Source organism: Lacibacter sediminis, from assembly GCF_014168535.1.
In the GTDB taxonomy this organism is placed as follows: domain Bacteria; phylum Bacteroidota; class Bacteroidia; order Chitinophagales; family Chitinophagaceae; genus Lacibacter; species Lacibacter sediminis.
In genome coordinates this window covers 3,255,051-3,273,261 of sequence record NZ_CP060007.1, presented here as the reverse complement: position 1 = coordinate 3,273,261, position 18,211 = coordinate 3,255,051, and the positions used below count along the sequence as shown (strand labels likewise).

Here is an 18,211-nt window from a genome sequence, read left to right as displayed (position 1 = left end):
CGAACAGCACATGATCAACTGGGGCATTATTGGTTGCGGCGATGTAACCGAAATCAAAAGCGGTCCGGCATTCAACAAAGTGCCCGGCTCAAAACTGGTAGCAGTGATGCGTCGAAATGCAGCTAAAGCAGAAGACTATGCAAGGCGACATGGCGTGCCACGTTGGTACGCCGATGCAGAAGAGCTTATTCATGATGATGAAGTGAATGCCATTTATATTGCCACACCGCCATCATCACACGAAGCATATGCACTCGCAGCTATCAAAGCAGGCAAGCCCGTGTATGTAGAAAAACCAATGACGGTAAATTATGCGGCCGCACAAAACTTGGCAAAGGCAGCCCATGTTGCCAATGTAAAATTGACGGTTGCACATTACCGCAGACGTTGGCCTTTGTTTCAAAAGTTGAAAGAACTGCTTGAAGGAAATATAATTGGTGAAGTACGATTGGTTCGCTTACAATTCGATCAACAACCACCGACTGCTGCGCAGCTCAGTGATGAAAAATATTTATGGCGTTTTGACCCTGCTATCTCCGGTGGCGGGCTCTTTCATGATCTTGCTCCGCATCAGTTAGATATTCTTTATTATTTATTCGGCAGCGCAAAAGTTGTTACAGGTCTTGCAACAAATCAGGGGGCTTATTACAATGCACCTGATCTTGTAACCGGTACTATTCAGTTCAATAATGGTATTGTCTTTAATGGCAGTTGGTGTTTTGCCGCTGCAGAACCAAATGATGTATGTGAGATCATTGGCAGTAAAGGTTCGATACGTTTTAGTTTTTTTAGTGGACATACGATTGAGCAAAAGATCATCGGAGAAATCACGCAATTCAATTTCTCTCCATTGCCACACGTACAGCAACCTATGATCGCTGAAGTGGTGAGCTATTTTTCAGGCCATAGTGCTAATCCTTGCTCTGCTGAAGAAGGGGCAGAGATCATGCGATGGATAGGACAGATCACAAAATAGATTTTCAAAAACAATTGATTATATAATCTGCAAACAAAAAAGTCTCCTACGCAATGCCGGAGACTTTTTGAATATGTAAGAAGTATATTGTTACGTCAGTATAACTTTCAGCATTACATCGCCCCCACGTATTTCATCCACAATTTCTACTCCTTCGGTAATACGTCCAAAGCAGGTATGCACACCGTCGAGATGCTTTACACCGTTGCGGTTATGACAAATGAAAAACTGGCTGCCACCTGTATTTCTTCCACGATGCGCCATCGACATTACTCCACGGTCGTGTATTTGCTTATGGCCTGTTAATTCGCAATTAATGGTATAGCCGGGGCCACCTGCACCGGTACCATCAGGACATCCGCCCTGGATCATGAAGTTGGGGATCACACGGTGGAATTTTAATCCGTTGTAAAATCCTTCGCTTACTAATTTTTTAAAATTTGCCGCAGCAATGGGGGCATCGTCATCATACAATTCAAATTTCATGATGCCTTTGGCTGTATGTATTTCGCCGGTTGTTAATTTTATTTCGCTCATCGTATTTTTTTTTAAGACTGCGAAAGTAGCATTTAGCTGTCAATAGTAATTCCTGCGCCGGTCATTTTTCTGTTTTGTTGCAAATGGTTTTGTTGCTTTTTTGGAGCGTTCTTCCCAATCTTAACAATGTTTTGCCACGCACAACTTTCAAATCAAAAAAGCGTTTTCTATTTTGTAGCAGCATTTACAGTTGATCCGGAAGCCATTCTGACATCAACCTCATTTAAAACGTACCGTATGCCAAAAACTCTACTCAAACATGTGTGGGTGCTTCTTTTCATAACAGCCTGCGCCACAGTTTCACAAGATCATCTCAGCAGCAATCGTAACCAAGTACAGGTTGTAAAACCTGCAACATCAACATTATTGTTTATAGATACAATGCTTGTTGGGGTTCAACCACTACCATTAACAGATTTGCAACAAACAGAAGAAGGGCAGATCGTATTAGCTGAAGGATACTATGAAGCCAATTACAAAAGTTATTGTCTGCAGCCCGGCACACCTGACCCTACAGACAAGGATGCATATCTGCAAACTCCCTTGCAAACCCACCGAAAAGAGATCGTAGAAACAGCTTTGCGTAATTCATTAACAAAGCCTCATCTCAATCAGAAAAATATTCAACTCTTGTTATGGTCGGTTGTAAGCGGTTCTGATTACAATAAACTTTCATGGCCGGTGCAATTAACAGCACAGGAGTTGCTGACACGTAAACAGATATTTGAATTGAAAGGTGGTGTAATGGGAGTGGTTAAAACAGTTGCAAAGGCATTGCCTGAAACGAAATTTACGGGTGCTCATATCAACATGAGACAAATGTTTGAAACGGGTGCCAATACATACGAAGCATTTGAACGGGTGGCTGTGCTGCGTGAAAAATCAGTTGTTCATAAGGTCGACTACAAAAAAGAACAGTGGTATAAACAGGATGGAGGATATTACCTCCGTTATTTCCCTAACGGTTACCAGCAGGTTAAAATACAGGTATATGTTCCTGCTGGCACATTAGATTCAACAGGTATGCAGGATGGAAATTATTTGTTATTCGATCCGGTAAACAGGATGGCTACCCCTGCCAACTCCAATGCACAACGCCTGGGAATAGGCGCACCAGTAGCAGAAATCATTCGTAAGATCATCCGCATACAAAAAGACGCACCGAAAACAAAACAACCCACACCAAAAGAACAGCCTAAAACAAGTAAAGAGCAACAATAAATGCAAAAATACATCCCCACATTGTGGGAGCAAAACTGGTTTTCAAAACAGGTATTTTTGCAGGGTGAATCATGTATTAGAAAATCCCGTTTATAGTGCTTTGCGCACCGGTGACAGCCATCTTGCTTTCGGCACGGAACGTATAAAATATTTTAACGAAGAAGTGTCGCCTTATGTTGGCTTTGCACATGATGACGCAAATGGTTTTGCTGATTTGTATGAATTACTGCCAGAAGGTCGCAGAGTTTTGTATGCAAAACCAATACCTGCTGTAATACCGCAAGGCTGGCAACTACAGCACGAAATAAAAGGATTGCAATTTGTGTATGAAGGCAGCAAAAATATTGAAGGTGATTTTTCCAACATTGTTTCGTTAGCAGATGAACATGTTGATGAAATGATCGAACTGGTGAAGCTTACAAAACCCGGTCCGTTTGGAAAGAGAACCATCGACTTTGGTTATTACCACGGAATTTTTGATAAAGGGAAATTAGTCGCCATGACAGGCCAGCGTCTGCATGCAGAGAATTATACAGAACTCAGTGCAGTTTGTACACATCCCGATCATTTGGGTAAAGGTTATGCTTCAGCTTTAATGCAGCATCAACTGCAGATCATTCTCAACCATGGTCAACACCCGTTCTTACATGTGCGTGATGATAATGACCGGGCTATTGCTGTTTATGAACGGTTGGGTTTTAAGGTTTCAAGACCGATGAATTTTTATTTTATGAAGAGGTTGTGAGTAATTATAAATATGCCATACTCGTTCAACAGATTATAGAACAGCAGTTTGGTTGAGGTGTAAATGCCTGGCCGAACAAACAAAAAAAGAGCAGTTGAGTAACCACAACTGCTCTTTAAGTATAGAATTGTTTCCAGGTTTTTTATTTCCTGAGAAGGAAGTTCATTTCACCTTCGTGCTGTGTAATTGATACCCAATTAAAACGTTGATTAGTTTTTGCAGGAGTACTATCTGTTTCATTAGTTTCTTCTTCAGCTTCAATTAAAGAAGCGAGATAGATGTTACGTTCAGTTTTAGTAAGAGTGGCAAGGCTGCCTTCACCTTCGTAATAAAAGTGAGTGGCAATAAAGCGTTTTACATGGTTCCTGGTTTCAGAAGGGAGGTAGCGTTGCAGTTTCCAGAACTCACGACTGCCTGATTGTTTGATGGCTTTGTACACATTGCCTGATCCGCAATTGTAAGCAGCTACAACCAATAACCAATCATCAAACTGTTTGTATAATTCAACGAGGTAGTCAGCAGCGGCGGCAGAACTCTTATATAGATATCTGCGTTCATCTGTTTTTCCTTCCACACGTAAACCAAGATGTCTTGCTGTAACAGGCATCAGTTGCCAAACACCCGCAGCACCCACACCGGAAGTGGCACTGTTTTTTAATTTCGATTCTACCACTGCGAGATAGATCAATTCAGCAGGGATACCACGTTTCACGAGTATCTTCTGTATGGTTTTAAATGTGCTGCTGTTTCTTTCTTTAATATTCTCCAGCATCTCAGCATGTTCATCAAGATACTGATCAACAAAACCACGAACGGAAGATTGCAACTGAACAGTTGGGATGATCAAATTCTTTGCTGCAGTTGTTTTAGCGATTAATGAATCATGCAATACAGCATTTGTTACATACAAATGTGATAATAAAGATTCATGTGGCTGTTGTGGTGATTTTGCATACATCCTATTACACACAGGTAATAAGATAATTGACAAACCAACCTGTTTCCATAGAGTCGTTTTCATTGTACTGTTTTTAGTAAAGAAATGCTCATGGGAAATGGATTTCTAAAAACAGTTTTTCTATAAAGTATTGGAGAGAACTGCAGTTACAAAACAGTGATCGGGTTACGGTTTATTTAAAGTACGGTTGTAACTGCATGCATCATTGTAAGCGATGCGAGAACAAAAGTAGAATGCATTTTCGGCGAATCATAATAAACCGGGTACGTAAAACTACGCTGACAGCTTAATGCACTGACAAACACTGTGCTAAGTTTTCCACAGCAATAATGTCAGGGAGATTTACGATTATGCGTAAACATGCGTGATCATTATTCTTTTGAAAGAGATAATACATTGTGTTTGTGTTTTTTGTGCAACGATACAACCGATAATTATTTTACTAATCACGAAAAATATATTGAAGAGAAAAATTTACACAAGAATATATTTTTAAGCTACATTATGTTTATTGATTCAGAAAAGTTCAGTTTAAATAATCTCGTATCGATAAAACATGATCATTTACTTACAACAACTTTCATTCTCTTTTCCTGTTGTTTCAAAATGTCATTTATAAACGGAGTCGTTATCTGTTGTATTGTTGTTTCTGTTACATCCAATGAATGCGGGTCACTGATTAATTGCAACCATGGTTTTACTCCATCAAAAGGATAGCTGCCAAATACAATGACAGGTGTTCCTTTTGCAAGAAGTTCTTCTTTCTTGTCAAGTACCCATTGATCGGCCCATTCATACAACAACTTTGCATCACTCTCTAACAACCGCAAACAGGAATGCGATGCAGGATAACCGGGCAACTCATATTGATGAAAACCTACGCCCAGTTTATTTTCAATATTGAAATTCCATAAGAGATCCCACTCATCATTAAATGTGCTGGTTGTTTTTTCTGCTTTCCAGTTGGTGTAATACAAACCTGTTGGAGTAGGATCTGCTTTACGTCCCATATTTGTCGGGCCTGCATATATAAGCTCTCCATACTCATACGCTCCAAATGTTTGGGTAGGATAAGAGAAGAAAATAATTTTTTCAATATTACTTAAATAAGATACACTTGTTGGAAAAGGGAGATATAATTCAAGATCGCCGCTGAGATCATCAGGCACAAGTATCGAATCCATTCTTTTTAAAAAACTGCTGTCTGTTCGGTTTACTGCCAATACAATTTTCTTTTGTGGAGCTGTTGCGTTTTTTTGTAACCATTCATTCGGTTTTTCAACATGGTAGCTCAGGCTGGCAGGTTTTATCCACGATCTTTTTTTCTTTGCGATTTTTTTTTGTTCAACCGGTTGTTCGCATTGCATAAAGGCAAATGCGGTAAGCAGGATAAATACAATATGGGAGTAACGCATGTTCATTGCCGTTGTGATTTGAGTGTATACTCCTGCTTGGCAAAGGTTATGCCACAAAAAAATACTAAATGCTACATTCTTATTTCAACAACAGTTGAATTTCCCCGACGTTTGTGGATTCGCCTTGTTTTACAGCGATGCCTGTAAGGAACTTGTGCTGGTATGGCGGAATCGCTTCAATGATGAGTTGATAAGTCCCCGGTTTCAGATCAGTGAGCACAAAATTGCCTCCAACGATATTGCTTTTGATGGTATCCTTTTCAAGAATAGCGAAGGCTCTGAATGCATTTTCTACAGGTATTACACTTCCTTTTATGGTGCCGCCATTTTGAAAAACAAATGCTGATAATAACAAAACGGAGAGCAGCATGGCTGCAAAATCGAAATAGTTTGCTTTCATTGTATAGGAGTTTAAGGTTATAAGACTGACTTCATAGATTAAACAAGCATCATGCCATTAGAAAAGATGTTGATAAATGAGGTGAGATCGTTTTGATACAGATGTTGTTATGGCGCTGAATTGTATAAAAAACCACCAAACATGTGAATGATACAACGAATCCACTGAATTGTATAACATTTAACCGAAGGCACAGCGCAATCTTTGCAAACGCAGTATTCTGTTGATTCAGTAACAAAACATTTATTTCTGTAAACAGGTTTGAGAATCGAATAGTACTGTAAAAAATAATTATAGCAGAATGAAAAATCTTTTTACTTCTTTCATGGTGGCAATCCTGTTCATAGGATGTACCCAAAACATGGTTACCGGGCGCAAACAGTTGAGCCTTGTGTCTGAAACTGAGTTACAGTCAATGGCTCAGCAACAATACAATACTTTTTTAAGTGAGAATAAAGTTGTCAATGCTAGTGTAAACAAGGATGCCGAAATGGTTCGACGTATTGGAACACGTATTGCATCAGCCATACAAAAGTTCTATGATGCGAAAGGGCTCACTACCGTATTGGATGGTTATAAGTGGGAATTTAATTTAATTGATAACAAAGATGCAAACGCCTGGTGTATGCCCGGTGGTAAAGTAGTTGTGTATACCGGATTGTTACCCATCACACAAAATGAGGCTGCATTAGCAGTGGTGATAGGTCATGAAATTGCACATGCTGTTGCACAGCATGGCAGCCAACGTATGAGCCAGGGTTTGTTGCAACAACTGGGTGGAGCAGCATTGCAAATTGCTCTTGCCAATAAACCGGCTGAAACACAAAATATGTTTATGACAGCGTATGGTGTGGGAACTACAGTGGGAGTTATGTTACCTTTTTCCAGAAAGGATGAAAATGAAGCCGATCAGTACGGACTTTATTTTTCAGCAATGGCAGGTTACAATCCGCAGGAAGCAATTGCTTTATGGCAACGAATGGCAGCAGCTGGCGGAACAAAGCCTCCTGAGTTTTTAAGCAGTCATCCGTCTGATGAAACCAGGATTGCCAATCTTCAACGACATATGCCCGAAGCATTGAAATATTATAAACCCTTGAAGCGATAATTATCGCTGAAAACCATGAAACTCAAATTTCGTCGTCCCTTAACCAGGCAGTAGCCGGTTAAGGGGCGTTCTTTTTGTGCGTGGTTTCTTTTACTTTTAAAAATGGAACAAGCATATATTATTGCCCGCTTAAAAGAAATGACAATGCCTCAATTGCTGGATGCACTTGCAGAAGCACATGCGGGAAAAGTTATTGATATTTATGAATACCTGGAACCTGAACTGATAGACAAAACCACAGACACGATCTGGGAATTTGTTGAAGCAGTAAAGCGACTGAAAAAATAGTGAATCTTTTTTCAGTCGCTTTACTATTGTTATTTTTTAACGAACAGGTTATTGCCGGAATACTCTTCGTTCATCATCTCTTCATTGGTTGCATTTGCCAGTACGTTAATGAACGCCATAGCCATTCAAACGGTCCAAACCGGAAATACTTTAACCAGATCGAAGAGAATATAAGCTGGAAGATCCAAACAGCAAATACAACGTAATAGAGTTCGTAAAATGCTAATTTGTTATACCATCCGAAACCATAGCCATAAAAGAACCATGTACAAATGATCGATTGCATCAGGTAATTGGTAAATGCAAGTTGACCCACATTTGCCAATGCCCGCATAAGCCAGGGCACAATATTACTTCTGAAAATAACCATCAACAAACTTGCATGTCCAAGGGATAACAATATTCTTCTTACATCGTACAACAGTGTGTGGTTTACATAGTAACGATCAGCATACAATCCAATGTTCCGTGCATCCTCAAGACTTCCTCTGAAAACGAACCAACTGATGGGTATTCCAATTCCATAACCAACAAGCAGCCACATACCATAGGTTGATGTAGAAAGTTTGTTGCTGAAGAATCCCCATCCAAACAATGCCATGCCAATAAACATCATGGTTAAACCATCCCAGAACCATTGGTGATATAGACCCCATGTTTCACCATCTGCATTTTTTGGGATCCAGTATTGATAAATGGTAATATAACCCGATTGCATTGTTCGCAGGTTACGATTGGTAATTGTAGTATCGGGCTTTCTTCTTTTCTCCATTTCAAGCCATTCATCTTTTGCAGCTTGCTGTTCAGCACTTAACTGTTTACCCGTTTTACTAACTGCTATCGCTTCGTTATAAGCTTTCCGCTTCTCTGTAGTTTCATTCCAGTTTAATTGTTGTTTCAGCATCGTAACACCCATGCAAACAAAACCCAATACCAATAGCCATTTAGGATTTGTGTTGCGGAATGCATAGAGCATCATACCACACATGCCATAGTAAAAGAGAATATCGCCAAACCAAAGCAAAACAAATGCATTGAACACTCCGAATAAAACCAGCCACAATAGTCTTCTGTAATAATATTCTGTAACTGTTGGACCTGTAGCTGTATCCTTTTTATTGAGTGTAAATAAGATCATACCTGCACCAAAGAGCATGGAAAAAAGTCCACGCATGGTGCCTTCAAAAAAAGTAGCAATCGCTGCGAACGTATAATAGTCTTTTGTGTTTTCAGGACCGGTCATGATCCTGTGCCATGCGTCCCAGTTAATACCAAAGCCGGGAATGTTCATGAGTAAAATACCCAGTAAGGCAAAGCCACGGATCATATCCACTGTTTTGATACGCTCCGCCTGCTGAACCGGTTTCAAGTGATTGTCGGTTGAATATGTTTGCATGAAGTAGAGTTTGAGTTGTTACAAAAATGGTTCGGCTGTACTATGCGTTTTCCTTTTTATTTGAAAAACGTTTGCGATATACAAGACATCGCCATAGCCATTCCACGGGCCCGTATTGATAAAACCTTAACCAGAAAACGGAGAACACCATTTGTACGATCCATATTTCTACAACAAAAAAGTAAAGTTGAGCTTGTGTTAATCTGCCAAAGTATCCAAACCCATATCCATAAAAGAAAAGTGTGCAGATAATTGTTTGCATAAAATAATTGCTGAATGCAAGCCGGCCTGTTGCTGCAAATGCCTGCCACAACCATTGCAACAATTTCATTCGTAGCAACAACATGATCAAACTTGCATAACCTAATGCAAGTGATAATCTTTCAATGGGAAAGAATTGCATAGGAGAGATAGGTTTCTTGCTGAGGTATTTTATATAGTCAACATGCTTGCTGTGTTGCAGATCGAGCCGCAGCCAGCCTAAAAAGATTCCAAGAGCAATACCCGCAATTGCAAGCAATACATAAGTGCCTGTTGAAAACCGGTTGCTGAAAAAACCAAAGCCGAGTAAAGCCATTCCCAATAACATCATTGAACCAATATCCCATATGCCGATCCTGTAAAGCCATGCTGCTTCTTTTCCTTGTGCACGTTGGTAAAGATGTTGCCACACTTTTTTATAGTTGCCCCACATAGCAGTTTTTTCGCCTTTCTCCGGAGCTTTTGTTGAATCGTATTTCAAACCCTTTACCAATCCTTCCCAACGTGATTTATCGCCTTCCTGTATTCTGTTCAGTTTTGTTTTTTCTTTAAAGAGCGAATCACTTTTTGCCAGATCTGCTTTTGACATACCGGACAAGCTGTCTTTTATATGCTGTGCAGCACTGTCCTTTTTATTTTTTTGTTCGATCAGTTCTATGGCTTTGAATTTTTTATAGGCTTTATGGTCATCTGCATAAAACCAATACATTTTTCCGCAGTAAATGAGTGTTACAATAATTGCAGCGATCAATAAACCTTTTTTACTCATTCTGAAGAAAGGGAATAATAAAATACCCATCACTCCATATTGAAAAAGAATATCACCGGGCCATAACAAAAGGAAGGCATTGATCACACCAAATGCCATCAACCACATTTGCCGGCGGATATATAGTTCCTGGGTAGAAGGTAAACCAGGTTGATTTGGTTTTTGCATATAAAGGATTATACCTGCACCAAATACCAAAGAAAACAAAGCACGCATTTTACCTTCGAACAGCAGCAGGGCAGAGGCAAATAAATTAAAATCGAAACCTTTACCCAGTAAGCGTAACCGGTTTTGTTCGTTGGTGCTGAAACCGCCAAACTCCCAGATGCTGATGAGTAAAATACCCAGCAAGGCGATGCCTCTTATTACATCGAGCGAAAACAGCCTTTCTGGAATGGGATTGGTGCTAACTGGAGAAGGAACAGAACTGTCCTGTTCCATGTCAACAAAATTGTTCGACATACGCAGATTTTGGTTGGTTGAAATGAGGGAATAGATAAACTTAGAAATTAGATTTGGAAAATGCAAGCAGTTTCTTTTGATTCTTGAAGAGTGGGGATTAAACAGCATACCGGTATTGTGGTAAAGCAACGTAGATTTGCTGTTCAAATAATGAAGAATGGAAAATACAACTACACAATTGAACCTGCTGGTGAAAATGGCGATCAGCGCATGGGAATCACAAAACAAACAACTCAATAAATTGCTTGAGGCGTTAACAGATGAGCAACTGAAAAAAGAAATAGCTCCGGGACGCAATACCGGTGTTTACCTGTTGGGGCATTTGATTGCAGTAAGTGATGCTTTATTACCACTGCTGGGTTTTAGTGATCGCTTATATCCAGAGCTGGAAGAAGTGTTCATTAAGAATCCTGACAAGTCGGGGTTTGCTATGCCAACTGTAAGTGAGCTGAAAGAAAAACTGCAGGCAGTGAATGCAAAACTCGCAACCATTTTTGAAACAACAGATGTTGATGAATGGCTCGAGCGGCATACGGCTGTATCGGCAGAAGATTTTGCCAATGAACCGCATCGCAACAAATTAAATGTATTGATGAACCGCACGGGTCACATGGCCAATCACCTTGGGCAAATGTTGTTATTGAAATAAAAATCTTGGTTCAAAGTTTATCAGCCCGTGCAATTTGTACGGGCTGTTTCTTTTACTTAATTCTCCCTTTTACAAAACTTCACTTAGTCTGCTGGTTGTTAACATTGGTCGGCACGGTTCTAAATCGTCAGTCTGTAAAATATTATCTTTAGACAAACATCGTTGTATGAAATTTCTTTCTCTCCAGCCATTTGTTCCTTCGGGCAGCACGTTTGCAGAATCAAAAGCTTTTTTTACTGAGCTTGGGTTTAACCTCACTTGGGATATGGGCGATTATACCGGGTTTGAAAATAATGGCTTCCGCTTTATTCTACAGAAATACGATAATAAAGCATTCGCTGAAAATTTTATGCTGAGTGTTGGTGTTGAAAATGCAGATGCCTTTCGTGCTGAGGTGTTGGAAAAACAATTACCGCAGAAATATGGCATTCGCATTGGAGAAGTATCCGATCAACCTTATGGAAGAGAAGTGAACATCATTGATCTTGCAGGAGTATGCTGGCATTTCGTACAGCAATAAACAAACTTCGTCTTATTTAATCGCATTTAATAAACACCCACTAAGTGTTATTCCTTATTTCACGCAGCAACTTGCTTCTGCTGCAACTTCATGCAGGTATAAGAAATATATTTACGGTATAGCCTCATAAAAAACGTACCTGCACCCGCTGCCTCCACATTCAACCAACCAACCCATGGAGTTTCGATCTTCTTCTTTAGCAGCGGCCCCGTTAAGCCGTAATAACCGTATTGTATTTATTGATGTATTAAGAGGCATTGCCGTATTAGGAATTCTTGTAGTGAATATTGGCGGATTTGGCATCTCAACTGGAGGTGATTTCGGGAATAAATTATTTACAGATAAAACCAGCAGCAACTTTTTTACCTATGCCGCTATGTATATTTTTTTTGAGGGAAAGATGCGGGCTTTGTTCTGTATGCTTTTTGGTGCAGGTATACTTTTATTCAGCATGAACAAGGATACGATCGATCCTAAACGTGTTACAAGGCTGTTGTATCTGCGTTTGGCCTGGTTGATCGTGTTTGGTCTTGCACACGCACATTTGCTTTTATGGAATGGTGATGTTCTTTTTTTCTATGGGTTGTTTGGCATGATTGTATTTCTGTTACGTAAGATGAAGCCAGGTTATATGCTGATGGCTATACCGTTAGTTACAGTCATCTGGTTTGTGATGGGTACTTTTTTTTACCGTGATATGCGGGATAAACGTCTTGCTTTTAACGAAGCTGATAAAGTGCAACAGGCAGGGCAACAGTTAACAGCTTTGCAGCAGCAGTCAATTGCGGATTGGAAGGAAGCGGAAAAAACAATGCTGCCCGATGAAGCTGGTGCACAGGCAAGTGTTGAGAGGATGAGAGGAACCTATGAAGTGGTAGCATCTGAGGTTCGACCTAAAGCTTTCAAAGCTGAAACAACTTATTTGTTGGTTGAACTGGGCGATAATATTGCATTGATGTTATTGGGAATAGCTTTGTTGAAGTGGGGCTTCTTAACCGGAAAATGGAGCAGCCGGCAATACCGTTTAACGATGTTGATAGGCTATGTTGTTGCTCTTCCCGTAGCAGTTTATGAATTGTGGTATAACGCTCATTATACTTCTTCTGCAGCGGCAATCATTCAACAGATGGAGCAAAATCCTGTTCCCTGGAAAAGTTTATTGTACCCGTTGCAGCGCATCTTTATGGTAATGGCACATTGTGCAGCCATCATACTGTTGATCAAATCAGGTTATCTAACGGCCTTGTGTAAACGGTTACAGGCAGCAGGACAAATGGCGCTCACAAACTATATTGTTCAAACCATACTTTGTTCTTTCTTCTTCTTTGGATATGGACTTGGTTATTATGATCAACTGGAAATTTATCAATTGTTTTATGTAGTAGGAGTAATATGGGTGCTGCAGTTGATCTACAGTCCGTTTTGGCTCAAACATTTCAAATTCGGTCCGTTGGAATGGTTATGGCGTTCGCTCACTTACAAACAGATCAAACTGAATTTCCCAAAATGGTTAATTGGAAAACTCTCGTTGGTAAGAATTATGAATAAATAATGCTGTTGATTATTGTAATAACCGCATGCGATAAGCATTCATTGCAGTTGTTCCAAGTTTTTTGAGTAAGCGGTAGTTAACGATCAACCCAACGGGAGCGCCAATTAATGGAATGAGCTGCGCCATTTTTGCAAGATCAATATAGTCTCTGTATTCCTGTTGAAAGTTGCGCCAGTCGAATTGGTTGATGTCATCTGGCAGTAGTTGTTTCTTTGTTTCCCAATCAGTCATTTTTAAGTACACCGTTTTGCGGTGTGCGTGACTTGAAAAAGCAAGTTCAAAAATATGTAACAGGTATACCCGTTCTTTATAATCATTTACATCAAACCCATATAAGCTGGCTATATCAAATAATAATTTCAGTTTGATGCCAATCAAAACAGGAAAGTCAGCTAACCCTAAAAGAATTCCTCCGGCACCGGCAATGCCACCTTCTACGGCCGCAGTTTTTTTATAGTTGTCAATTTTCTTTTCGACAGCAATTTCTCTTTCCTGCAGGCTTACGTTTAATAAAGGTTCAGAAGTTGTATGTTTTGCGCCAAAGAGCACACCCTTGATCAATTGCTTTATCGTTGCTGTTATGGCGATATGGATTTTTTCAGGTATCCACGTGTTGATCTTTGTTTGCATCCGTTTCGACAGGCTGTTCAGTAATGAAGGTTTACGCAACATTTGCCGCTGCCATGTCTGCATTTCTGATTGCGCTGTTCGTTCGTATGTTTTGTCATTGGTTGTCATCAATCATTAAAGATAATGGCTGTAAGTTGCAATTGCAGATCCGTTTTAAAATTGCAACTGCATCAGAATTTGATCATGGTATAACCTTTCAGTTGATATGTGCTGATAGCTGTTAATCCTGAACTTGCAATTTTTGTGCTCTGCATCAACTCTTCTTCTTTTGTATTTCGTTTGATCATGGTTTGGCCGCACACATAAAACTCTACACCTGCATCAGTTAATTCTTTAATGAGTTGTCTGTTGGGATTTTCTACTTTGAAGTATTTCTTATACAATTCATCACCAAACACTGCGTAGGTTGCTCCTTTACGAAGCACCACAACCAGTTTAATATTCTTTTGAGGTACGCCTTCGGCCGCATGTAAGTTGATAAGGGTGGCAATGGCTTCAAGATAAATATTCAATGAGTCGGTCTTGGGCGTATTCTCTGTAAGTTCTACAATGATCTTATACTCCAACGAAGGATCGGGTTTGTGATCGGCCGTAGGTATTTCAAAAACAGTTCCGTAAGATCTGATAACGGGGTTTACTTTGTTTTGTGCACATGCCATTATCGTTGAAAAGATGCAGAGAATGTTGAGCAGATAAGGTTTCATTTTTTTTCTATTAAAGTAAACAAACAAAAGGAGAGGGAAGGACTAAACCATACAGACGGTTTGTTTTCTTTATGGAGTAACCGGTTGTAAAAAGATATTTACATGCTTTAACTCGGTTTGTTCAATAAAAAATCCCCGGCATTTTGCCGGGGACTTTTTAAAAAAATCTGGAAACATTATTGTTTACTGATTCTGTAAATACTTCCCGCATCTGTTACGGCATACAGCATACCATTGAAATAGGCCACATCACGAAAGCGTTCACCTTTATCTGCCAGTAAACGTTCTTCGCCCACAACTTTATTATCCTTAATAACAAGTCGCACAATATGTGAACTGCTCAATCCGCCAATAAAAAGATTGTTTTCCCATTCAGGTATTGTTTTGCTTTTATAGAAGGCCATACCGCCTGGAGAAAGAACGGGATCCCAGTAATAAACAGGTTGTTCCATGCCTTCTTTCTGTTGTATAGCATCACCAATTTTATCGCCACCATATTCAATGCCATACGTAATGATTGGCCAGCCATAATTCTTTCCCGGTTTAATAATGTTTAATTCGTCACCACCACGAGGGCCAAACTCTGCTTCCCATAATTCACCTGTAACCGGGTGAATGTCGAGACTCTGTACATTACGGTTTCCATACGCATAAATTTCGGGCATCACGCCAGGCTGGTTAATAAATGGATTGCCCGGTGCCGGTTTACCATCAGTGGTAATTTTAAATACTTTTCCAAGTCCTGAAGATAATTTTTGCGCCTGCACTCTTCCATCGAGATTAGAGCGTTCGCCAGAACTTACAAACATGGTTCCGTCTTTATCAAACACAATGCGTGAACCATAGTGATAAGTAGAGCCAGCCAGTGCGGGTGTTGCACGAAAGATAACGGTGACGTTTTCAACCGTTCCTGCTGCTTCGTTTAACTTACCTTTTGCAACTGCTGTTAAATTACCAACATCATATTTTTCTGAATACGACCAGTAGATCATGTTATTGCTGCTGAATGATGGATCAAGTGCCACATCAAGCAAACCACCTTGTCCACCTGCATCAACCGCCGGCAAACCTTCAATCTTTTTTACCAGCACACCATTCGCATCGAAGATCTGCAAAAAGCCACCTCTTTTATCGGTGATCAGTAAACGTCCGTCGGGCATTGGCGTAATGGCCCAGGGACGTCCTATTTTATCAGCAAGTTTTTCTACTTTATAAGCTGTGGTTGTTTTAACTCCGCCAATTCTTGTTTGTCCGGCGAAGGCAGGTTTATAATTTGTGTTTGCAGCTTTCGTTTCTACTGGTGGCAACTGCATTGTGTCAGCACCGGTTTCATTTGACCCCGTTGTTTTCTTATCCGTACAGGCGGCTGTGTAACCGGTGAGTAGGAATACAGAAGTATAAAAAAATAGTTTCGCCTTCATGCGTAAATAATTTTAATTGAGTGGTAAAAGTAAAGAAACTCACAGTAAGACAGATGAATCAATTTCCATTGCCATTTTGTGGAGTTATTATTTCGTAATTTCAAAGCAAAACTAAACTAAGCAAGCATGAATATGATAGACGGGAAAGTAGCCTACATAACTGGCGGAACAAAAGGTATTGGTTATGGCATTGCCAAATCGTTATTGGAGAAAGGAATGAAGGTTGCCATTACGGGACGTTCTTTACAATCGGCAGTAAAAGCTGCTGAAGCGTTGAGTACAGATCCTTCAAAAGTATTGGCACTGGAATCAGATGTAAGTTCACTGGCATCGGAGAAAAAAGCAGTGGAAGCCGTGATTGCTCACTTTGGCAAATTGGATGTGGTTGTTGCAAATGCAGGTGTTGGTCATTTTGCATCGATTGAAGATTTAACGGAGCAGCTATGGAAAGAAACGATCGACACAAATTTAACCGGTGTATTTAATACAGTGAAGGCAGGTATCGATCCATTGAAACAAACAAAAGGATATATCATTACCATTGCAAGTCTTGCAGGTACCAACTTTTTTGAAAACGCATCAGCATACAATGCAAGTAAATTCGGATTGGTTGGATTTACACAGGCTGTGATGCTTGACTTGCGTAAATATGGAATTAAAGTAACTACCATTATGCCCGGCTCTGTTGCTACTTATTTTAATAATCATGTGCCTAATGATGCAGATGCGTGGAAGATACAGCCAGAAGATATTGGCGAATTGGTTATAAATATTCTGCAAATGAACCCACGTACCTTGCCCAGTAAAATTGAAGTACGGCCAAGTATGCCGCCGGGCAAGTAATAAAGCTGAATAGTATTTGATTTTTTAAAGCGATTATTTTATGGAACAGAACAGGAAAGATTTTTTGAAACAACTGGGCAGCGGGTTGGTGATTGCAGGTATACCATCCATTGCTTTGGCAAATACCAATACATCAATTGATGAAAATGATTTTACTGCTGAAGGTGCTGCCACAGATGAAAAATTCTGGAAGAAGATCGCTAAGAAATATTATGAACTGGATGGAGACTATATCAATCTTGAAAATGGATTCTATGGCATTCAGCCAAAGCCCGTGTTAGAAGTATTTAAAAAGAATATTGTAAAGGCCAATGCACAGGCGGCAAGGTTTGCACGAAAAGATTATCCTGCTATTGCTGCTGCTGCAAAGAAAGAAGTAGCTGCTTTCTTAGGTGTTGCGGATGAAGAGATCATCATTACTCGTAATGCAACGGAAGCATTAAATATTGCTATACAGGGTTATCCGTTTAAACAGGGTGATGAAGTGATCCTGAATCAACTCGATTATTTCAGTATGATCGAAACATTTCGTATGCTGGAGAAAAGAGGAGAGATCAGCGTCAAAGAATTTGAAATGCCGTTGTTGCCCAAAAGTGAAGACGAGATCGTAGAGATCTATCGTAAATTGATCACCGATAAAACAAGAGTGATCCTGCTCACGCATGTTTCAAATATCAATGGCTTGATTGTGCCGGTTGCAAAAATTGCAGCAATGGCTAAAGAAAGGGGAGTGGATGTAATGACCGATTCAGCACATGCATTAGGACAAATAAAATTCAGCTTGAAAGAATTGAATTCAGATTTTGTGGGAATGAACCTGCACAAATGGATCGGTAATCCTGTTGGTGCAGGAATTCTTTATGTGAAAAAGGAACGCATAAAGGAACTGAAAGCGTTGTTTGGTGATACAAGTGCAGCAGAAACAAGTATCAATAAGCTGGCTCATTTTGGTACAACTCCTTTTGCAGTGAACATGACCATTCCAACCAGTCTTGTATTTCAACAGCAGTTGGGTATTGAACGAATTTCAGCAAGACTGCATTATCTCAAAAGTTTGTGGGTAAACGAGTTGAAAGAACATCCGAACGTTGAAGTAGCTGTGCCCGCTGAGTTCTCCTGCGGTATTGCTTCTTTCCGCATAAAAAATAAAACAGCAGCAGAAGTAGCTGATTATTTATTTAAGCAACATAAGATATTTACAGTGGCCCGCACATTAGGAAAAGATGGTTGTGTGCGTGTTACACCGTCAGTGTATAATTCAGCAGATGAAGTAAGGCAGTTTATAATTGCGGTAAAAGCCTGCGCAGCTTCCTGAGAATTGATTGCTCAATAATTTTGTTTACATCTTTATTCGCT

General features: G+C 39.9%; 19 protein-coding genes. 10 read left to right on the top strand and 9 right to left on the bottom strand.

Going from position 1 to position 18,211, the window contains the following annotated elements:
* Positions 1-10: 10 nt before the first annotated feature.
* Positions 11-976, top strand: a complete 966-nt coding sequence (locus H4075_RS13950; RefSeq protein ID WP_182801445.1) for a Gfo/Idh/MocA family protein — start codon at positions 11-13, stop codon at positions 974-976.
* Between the two features lie 90 nt (positions 977-1,066).
* On the opposite strand, the gene H4075_RS13945 is transcribed toward H4075_RS13950, so the two are convergent.
* A complete protein-coding gene (locus tag H4075_RS13945) occupies positions 1,067-1,513 on the bottom strand; it encodes a peptidylprolyl isomerase (protein ID WP_182801444.1) in 447 nt (148 codons plus the stop codon).
* A gap of 237 nt (positions 1,514-1,750) precedes the next feature.
* On the opposite strand from H4075_RS13945, the gene H4075_RS13940 reads away from it, so the two are divergent.
* Together H4075_RS13940 and H4075_RS13935 are read left to right on the top strand one after the other, a co-directional pair.
* On the top strand, positions 1,751-2,734 hold the full coding sequence (locus H4075_RS13940; RefSeq protein ID WP_182801443.1) for a hypothetical protein: 984 nt from the start codon (positions 1,751-1,753) through the stop codon (positions 2,732-2,734).
* Between the two features lie 64 nt (positions 2,735-2,798).
* A complete protein-coding gene (locus H4075_RS13935) occupies positions 2,799-3,479 on the top strand; it encodes a GNAT family N-acetyltransferase (protein ID WP_182801442.1) in 681 nt (226 codons plus the stop codon).
* A gap of 142 nt (positions 3,480-3,621) precedes the next feature.
* Here the strand turns inward: H4075_RS13935 and H4075_RS13930 are convergent, their stop codons facing one another.
* The 3 genes from H4075_RS13930 to H4075_RS13920 all read right to left on the bottom strand — a co-directional run bounded on the left by H4075_RS13930 (position 3,622) and on the right by H4075_RS13920 (position 6,252).
* Positions 3,622-4,500, bottom strand: coding sequence for a lytic transglycosylase domain-containing protein (locus H4075_RS13930; protein WP_182801441.1), 879 nt, complete (start codon positions 4,498-4,500; stop codon positions 3,622-3,624).
* 497 nt (positions 4,501-4,997) lie between these two features.
* Entirely contained in the window at positions 4,998-5,852 is an 855-nt protein-coding gene (locus tag H4075_RS13925; protein ID WP_182801440.1) for a L,D-transpeptidase, read from the bottom strand.
* 79 nt (positions 5,853-5,931) lie between these two features.
* Positions 5,932-6,252: a carboxypeptidase regulatory-like domain-containing protein gene (locus H4075_RS13920; protein ID WP_182801439.1), complete on the bottom strand. Its 321-nt coding sequence runs from the start codon at positions 6,250-6,252 to the stop codon at positions 5,932-5,934.
* A 301-nt stretch (positions 6,253-6,553) separates the two neighbouring features.
* Between H4075_RS13920 and H4075_RS13915 the strand changes: the two genes are divergently transcribed.
* On the top strand, positions 6,554-7,360 hold the full coding sequence (locus H4075_RS13915; RefSeq protein WP_182801438.1) for a M48 family metallopeptidase: 807 nt from the start codon (positions 6,554-6,556) through the stop codon (positions 7,358-7,360).
* A gap of 102 nt (positions 7,361-7,462) precedes the next feature.
* A complete protein-coding gene (locus H4075_RS13910) occupies positions 7,463-7,648 on the top strand; it encodes a hypothetical protein (RefSeq protein WP_182801437.1) in 186 nt (61 codons plus the stop codon).
* Between the two features lie 73 nt (positions 7,649-7,721).
* Here H4075_RS13910 and H4075_RS13905 read toward each other — a convergent pair whose 3' ends face one another.
* Positions 7,722-9,044, bottom strand: a complete 1,323-nt coding sequence (locus H4075_RS13905; protein WP_182801436.1) for a DUF418 domain-containing protein — start codon at positions 9,042-9,044, stop codon at positions 7,722-7,724.
* A gap of 40 nt (positions 9,045-9,084) precedes the next feature.
* Positions 9,085-10,536 carry a DUF418 domain-containing protein gene (locus H4075_RS13900; RefSeq protein ID WP_182801435.1) on the bottom strand — a complete coding sequence of 484 codons (1,452 nt, stop codon included), beginning with the start codon at positions 10,534-10,536 and terminating at the stop codon, positions 9,085-9,087.
* Positions 10,537-10,693: 157 nt separating this feature from the next.
* On the opposite strand from H4075_RS13900, the gene H4075_RS13895 reads away from it, so the two are divergent.
* The 3 genes from H4075_RS13895 to H4075_RS13885 all read left to right on the top strand — a co-directional run bounded on the left by H4075_RS13895 (position 10,694) and on the right by H4075_RS13885 (position 13,257).
* Positions 10,694-11,185, top strand: a complete 492-nt coding sequence (locus H4075_RS13895; protein ID WP_182801434.1) for a DinB family protein — start codon at positions 10,694-10,696, stop codon at positions 11,183-11,185.
* A gap of 166 nt (positions 11,186-11,351) precedes the next feature.
* Positions 11,352-11,705 carry a VOC family protein gene (locus tag H4075_RS13890; RefSeq protein ID WP_182801433.1) on the top strand — a complete coding sequence of 118 codons (354 nt, stop codon included), beginning with the start codon at positions 11,352-11,354 and terminating at the stop codon, positions 11,703-11,705.
* 175 nt (positions 11,706-11,880) lie between these two features.
* The gene (locus tag H4075_RS13885) at positions 11,881-13,257 is read left to right on the top strand and encodes a DUF418 domain-containing protein (RefSeq protein ID WP_182801432.1); all 1,377 of its coding nucleotides are present in this window, start codon (positions 11,881-11,883) and stop codon (positions 13,255-13,257) included.
* A gap of 9 nt (positions 13,258-13,266) precedes the next feature.
* Here H4075_RS13885 and H4075_RS13880 read toward each other — a convergent pair whose 3' ends face one another.
* The 3 genes from H4075_RS13880 to H4075_RS13870 all read right to left on the bottom strand — a co-directional run bounded on the left by H4075_RS13880 (position 13,267) and on the right by H4075_RS13870 (position 16,012).
* A complete protein-coding gene (locus tag H4075_RS13880; RefSeq protein ID WP_182806686.1) occupies positions 13,267-13,995 on the bottom strand; it encodes an EcsC family protein in 729 nt (242 codons plus the stop codon).
* A 62-nt stretch (positions 13,996-14,057) separates the two neighbouring features.
* The gene (locus H4075_RS13875) at positions 14,058-14,591 is read right to left on the bottom strand and encodes a DsrE family protein (RefSeq protein ID WP_182801431.1); all 534 of its coding nucleotides are present in this window, start codon (positions 14,589-14,591) and stop codon (positions 14,058-14,060) included.
* Positions 14,592-14,767: 176 nt separating this feature from the next.
* The gene (locus tag H4075_RS13870) at positions 14,768-16,012 is read right to left on the bottom strand and encodes a PQQ-dependent sugar dehydrogenase (protein WP_182801430.1); all 1,245 of its coding nucleotides are present in this window, start codon (positions 16,010-16,012) and stop codon (positions 14,768-14,770) included.
* Between the two features lie 126 nt (positions 16,013-16,138).
* On the opposite strand from H4075_RS13870, the gene H4075_RS13865 reads away from it, so the two are divergent.
* Positions 16,139-16,855: an SDR family oxidoreductase gene (locus H4075_RS13865; RefSeq protein WP_220494764.1), complete on the top strand. Its 717-nt coding sequence runs from the start codon at positions 16,139-16,141 to the stop codon at positions 16,853-16,855.
* A 40-nt stretch (positions 16,856-16,895) separates the two neighbouring features.
* Positions 16,896-18,170: an aminotransferase class V-fold PLP-dependent enzyme gene (locus H4075_RS13860; protein WP_182801429.1), complete on the top strand. Its 1,275-nt coding sequence runs from the start codon at positions 16,896-16,898 to the stop codon at positions 18,168-18,170.
* The last annotated feature ends 41 nt before the right edge of the window (positions 18,171-18,211 follow it).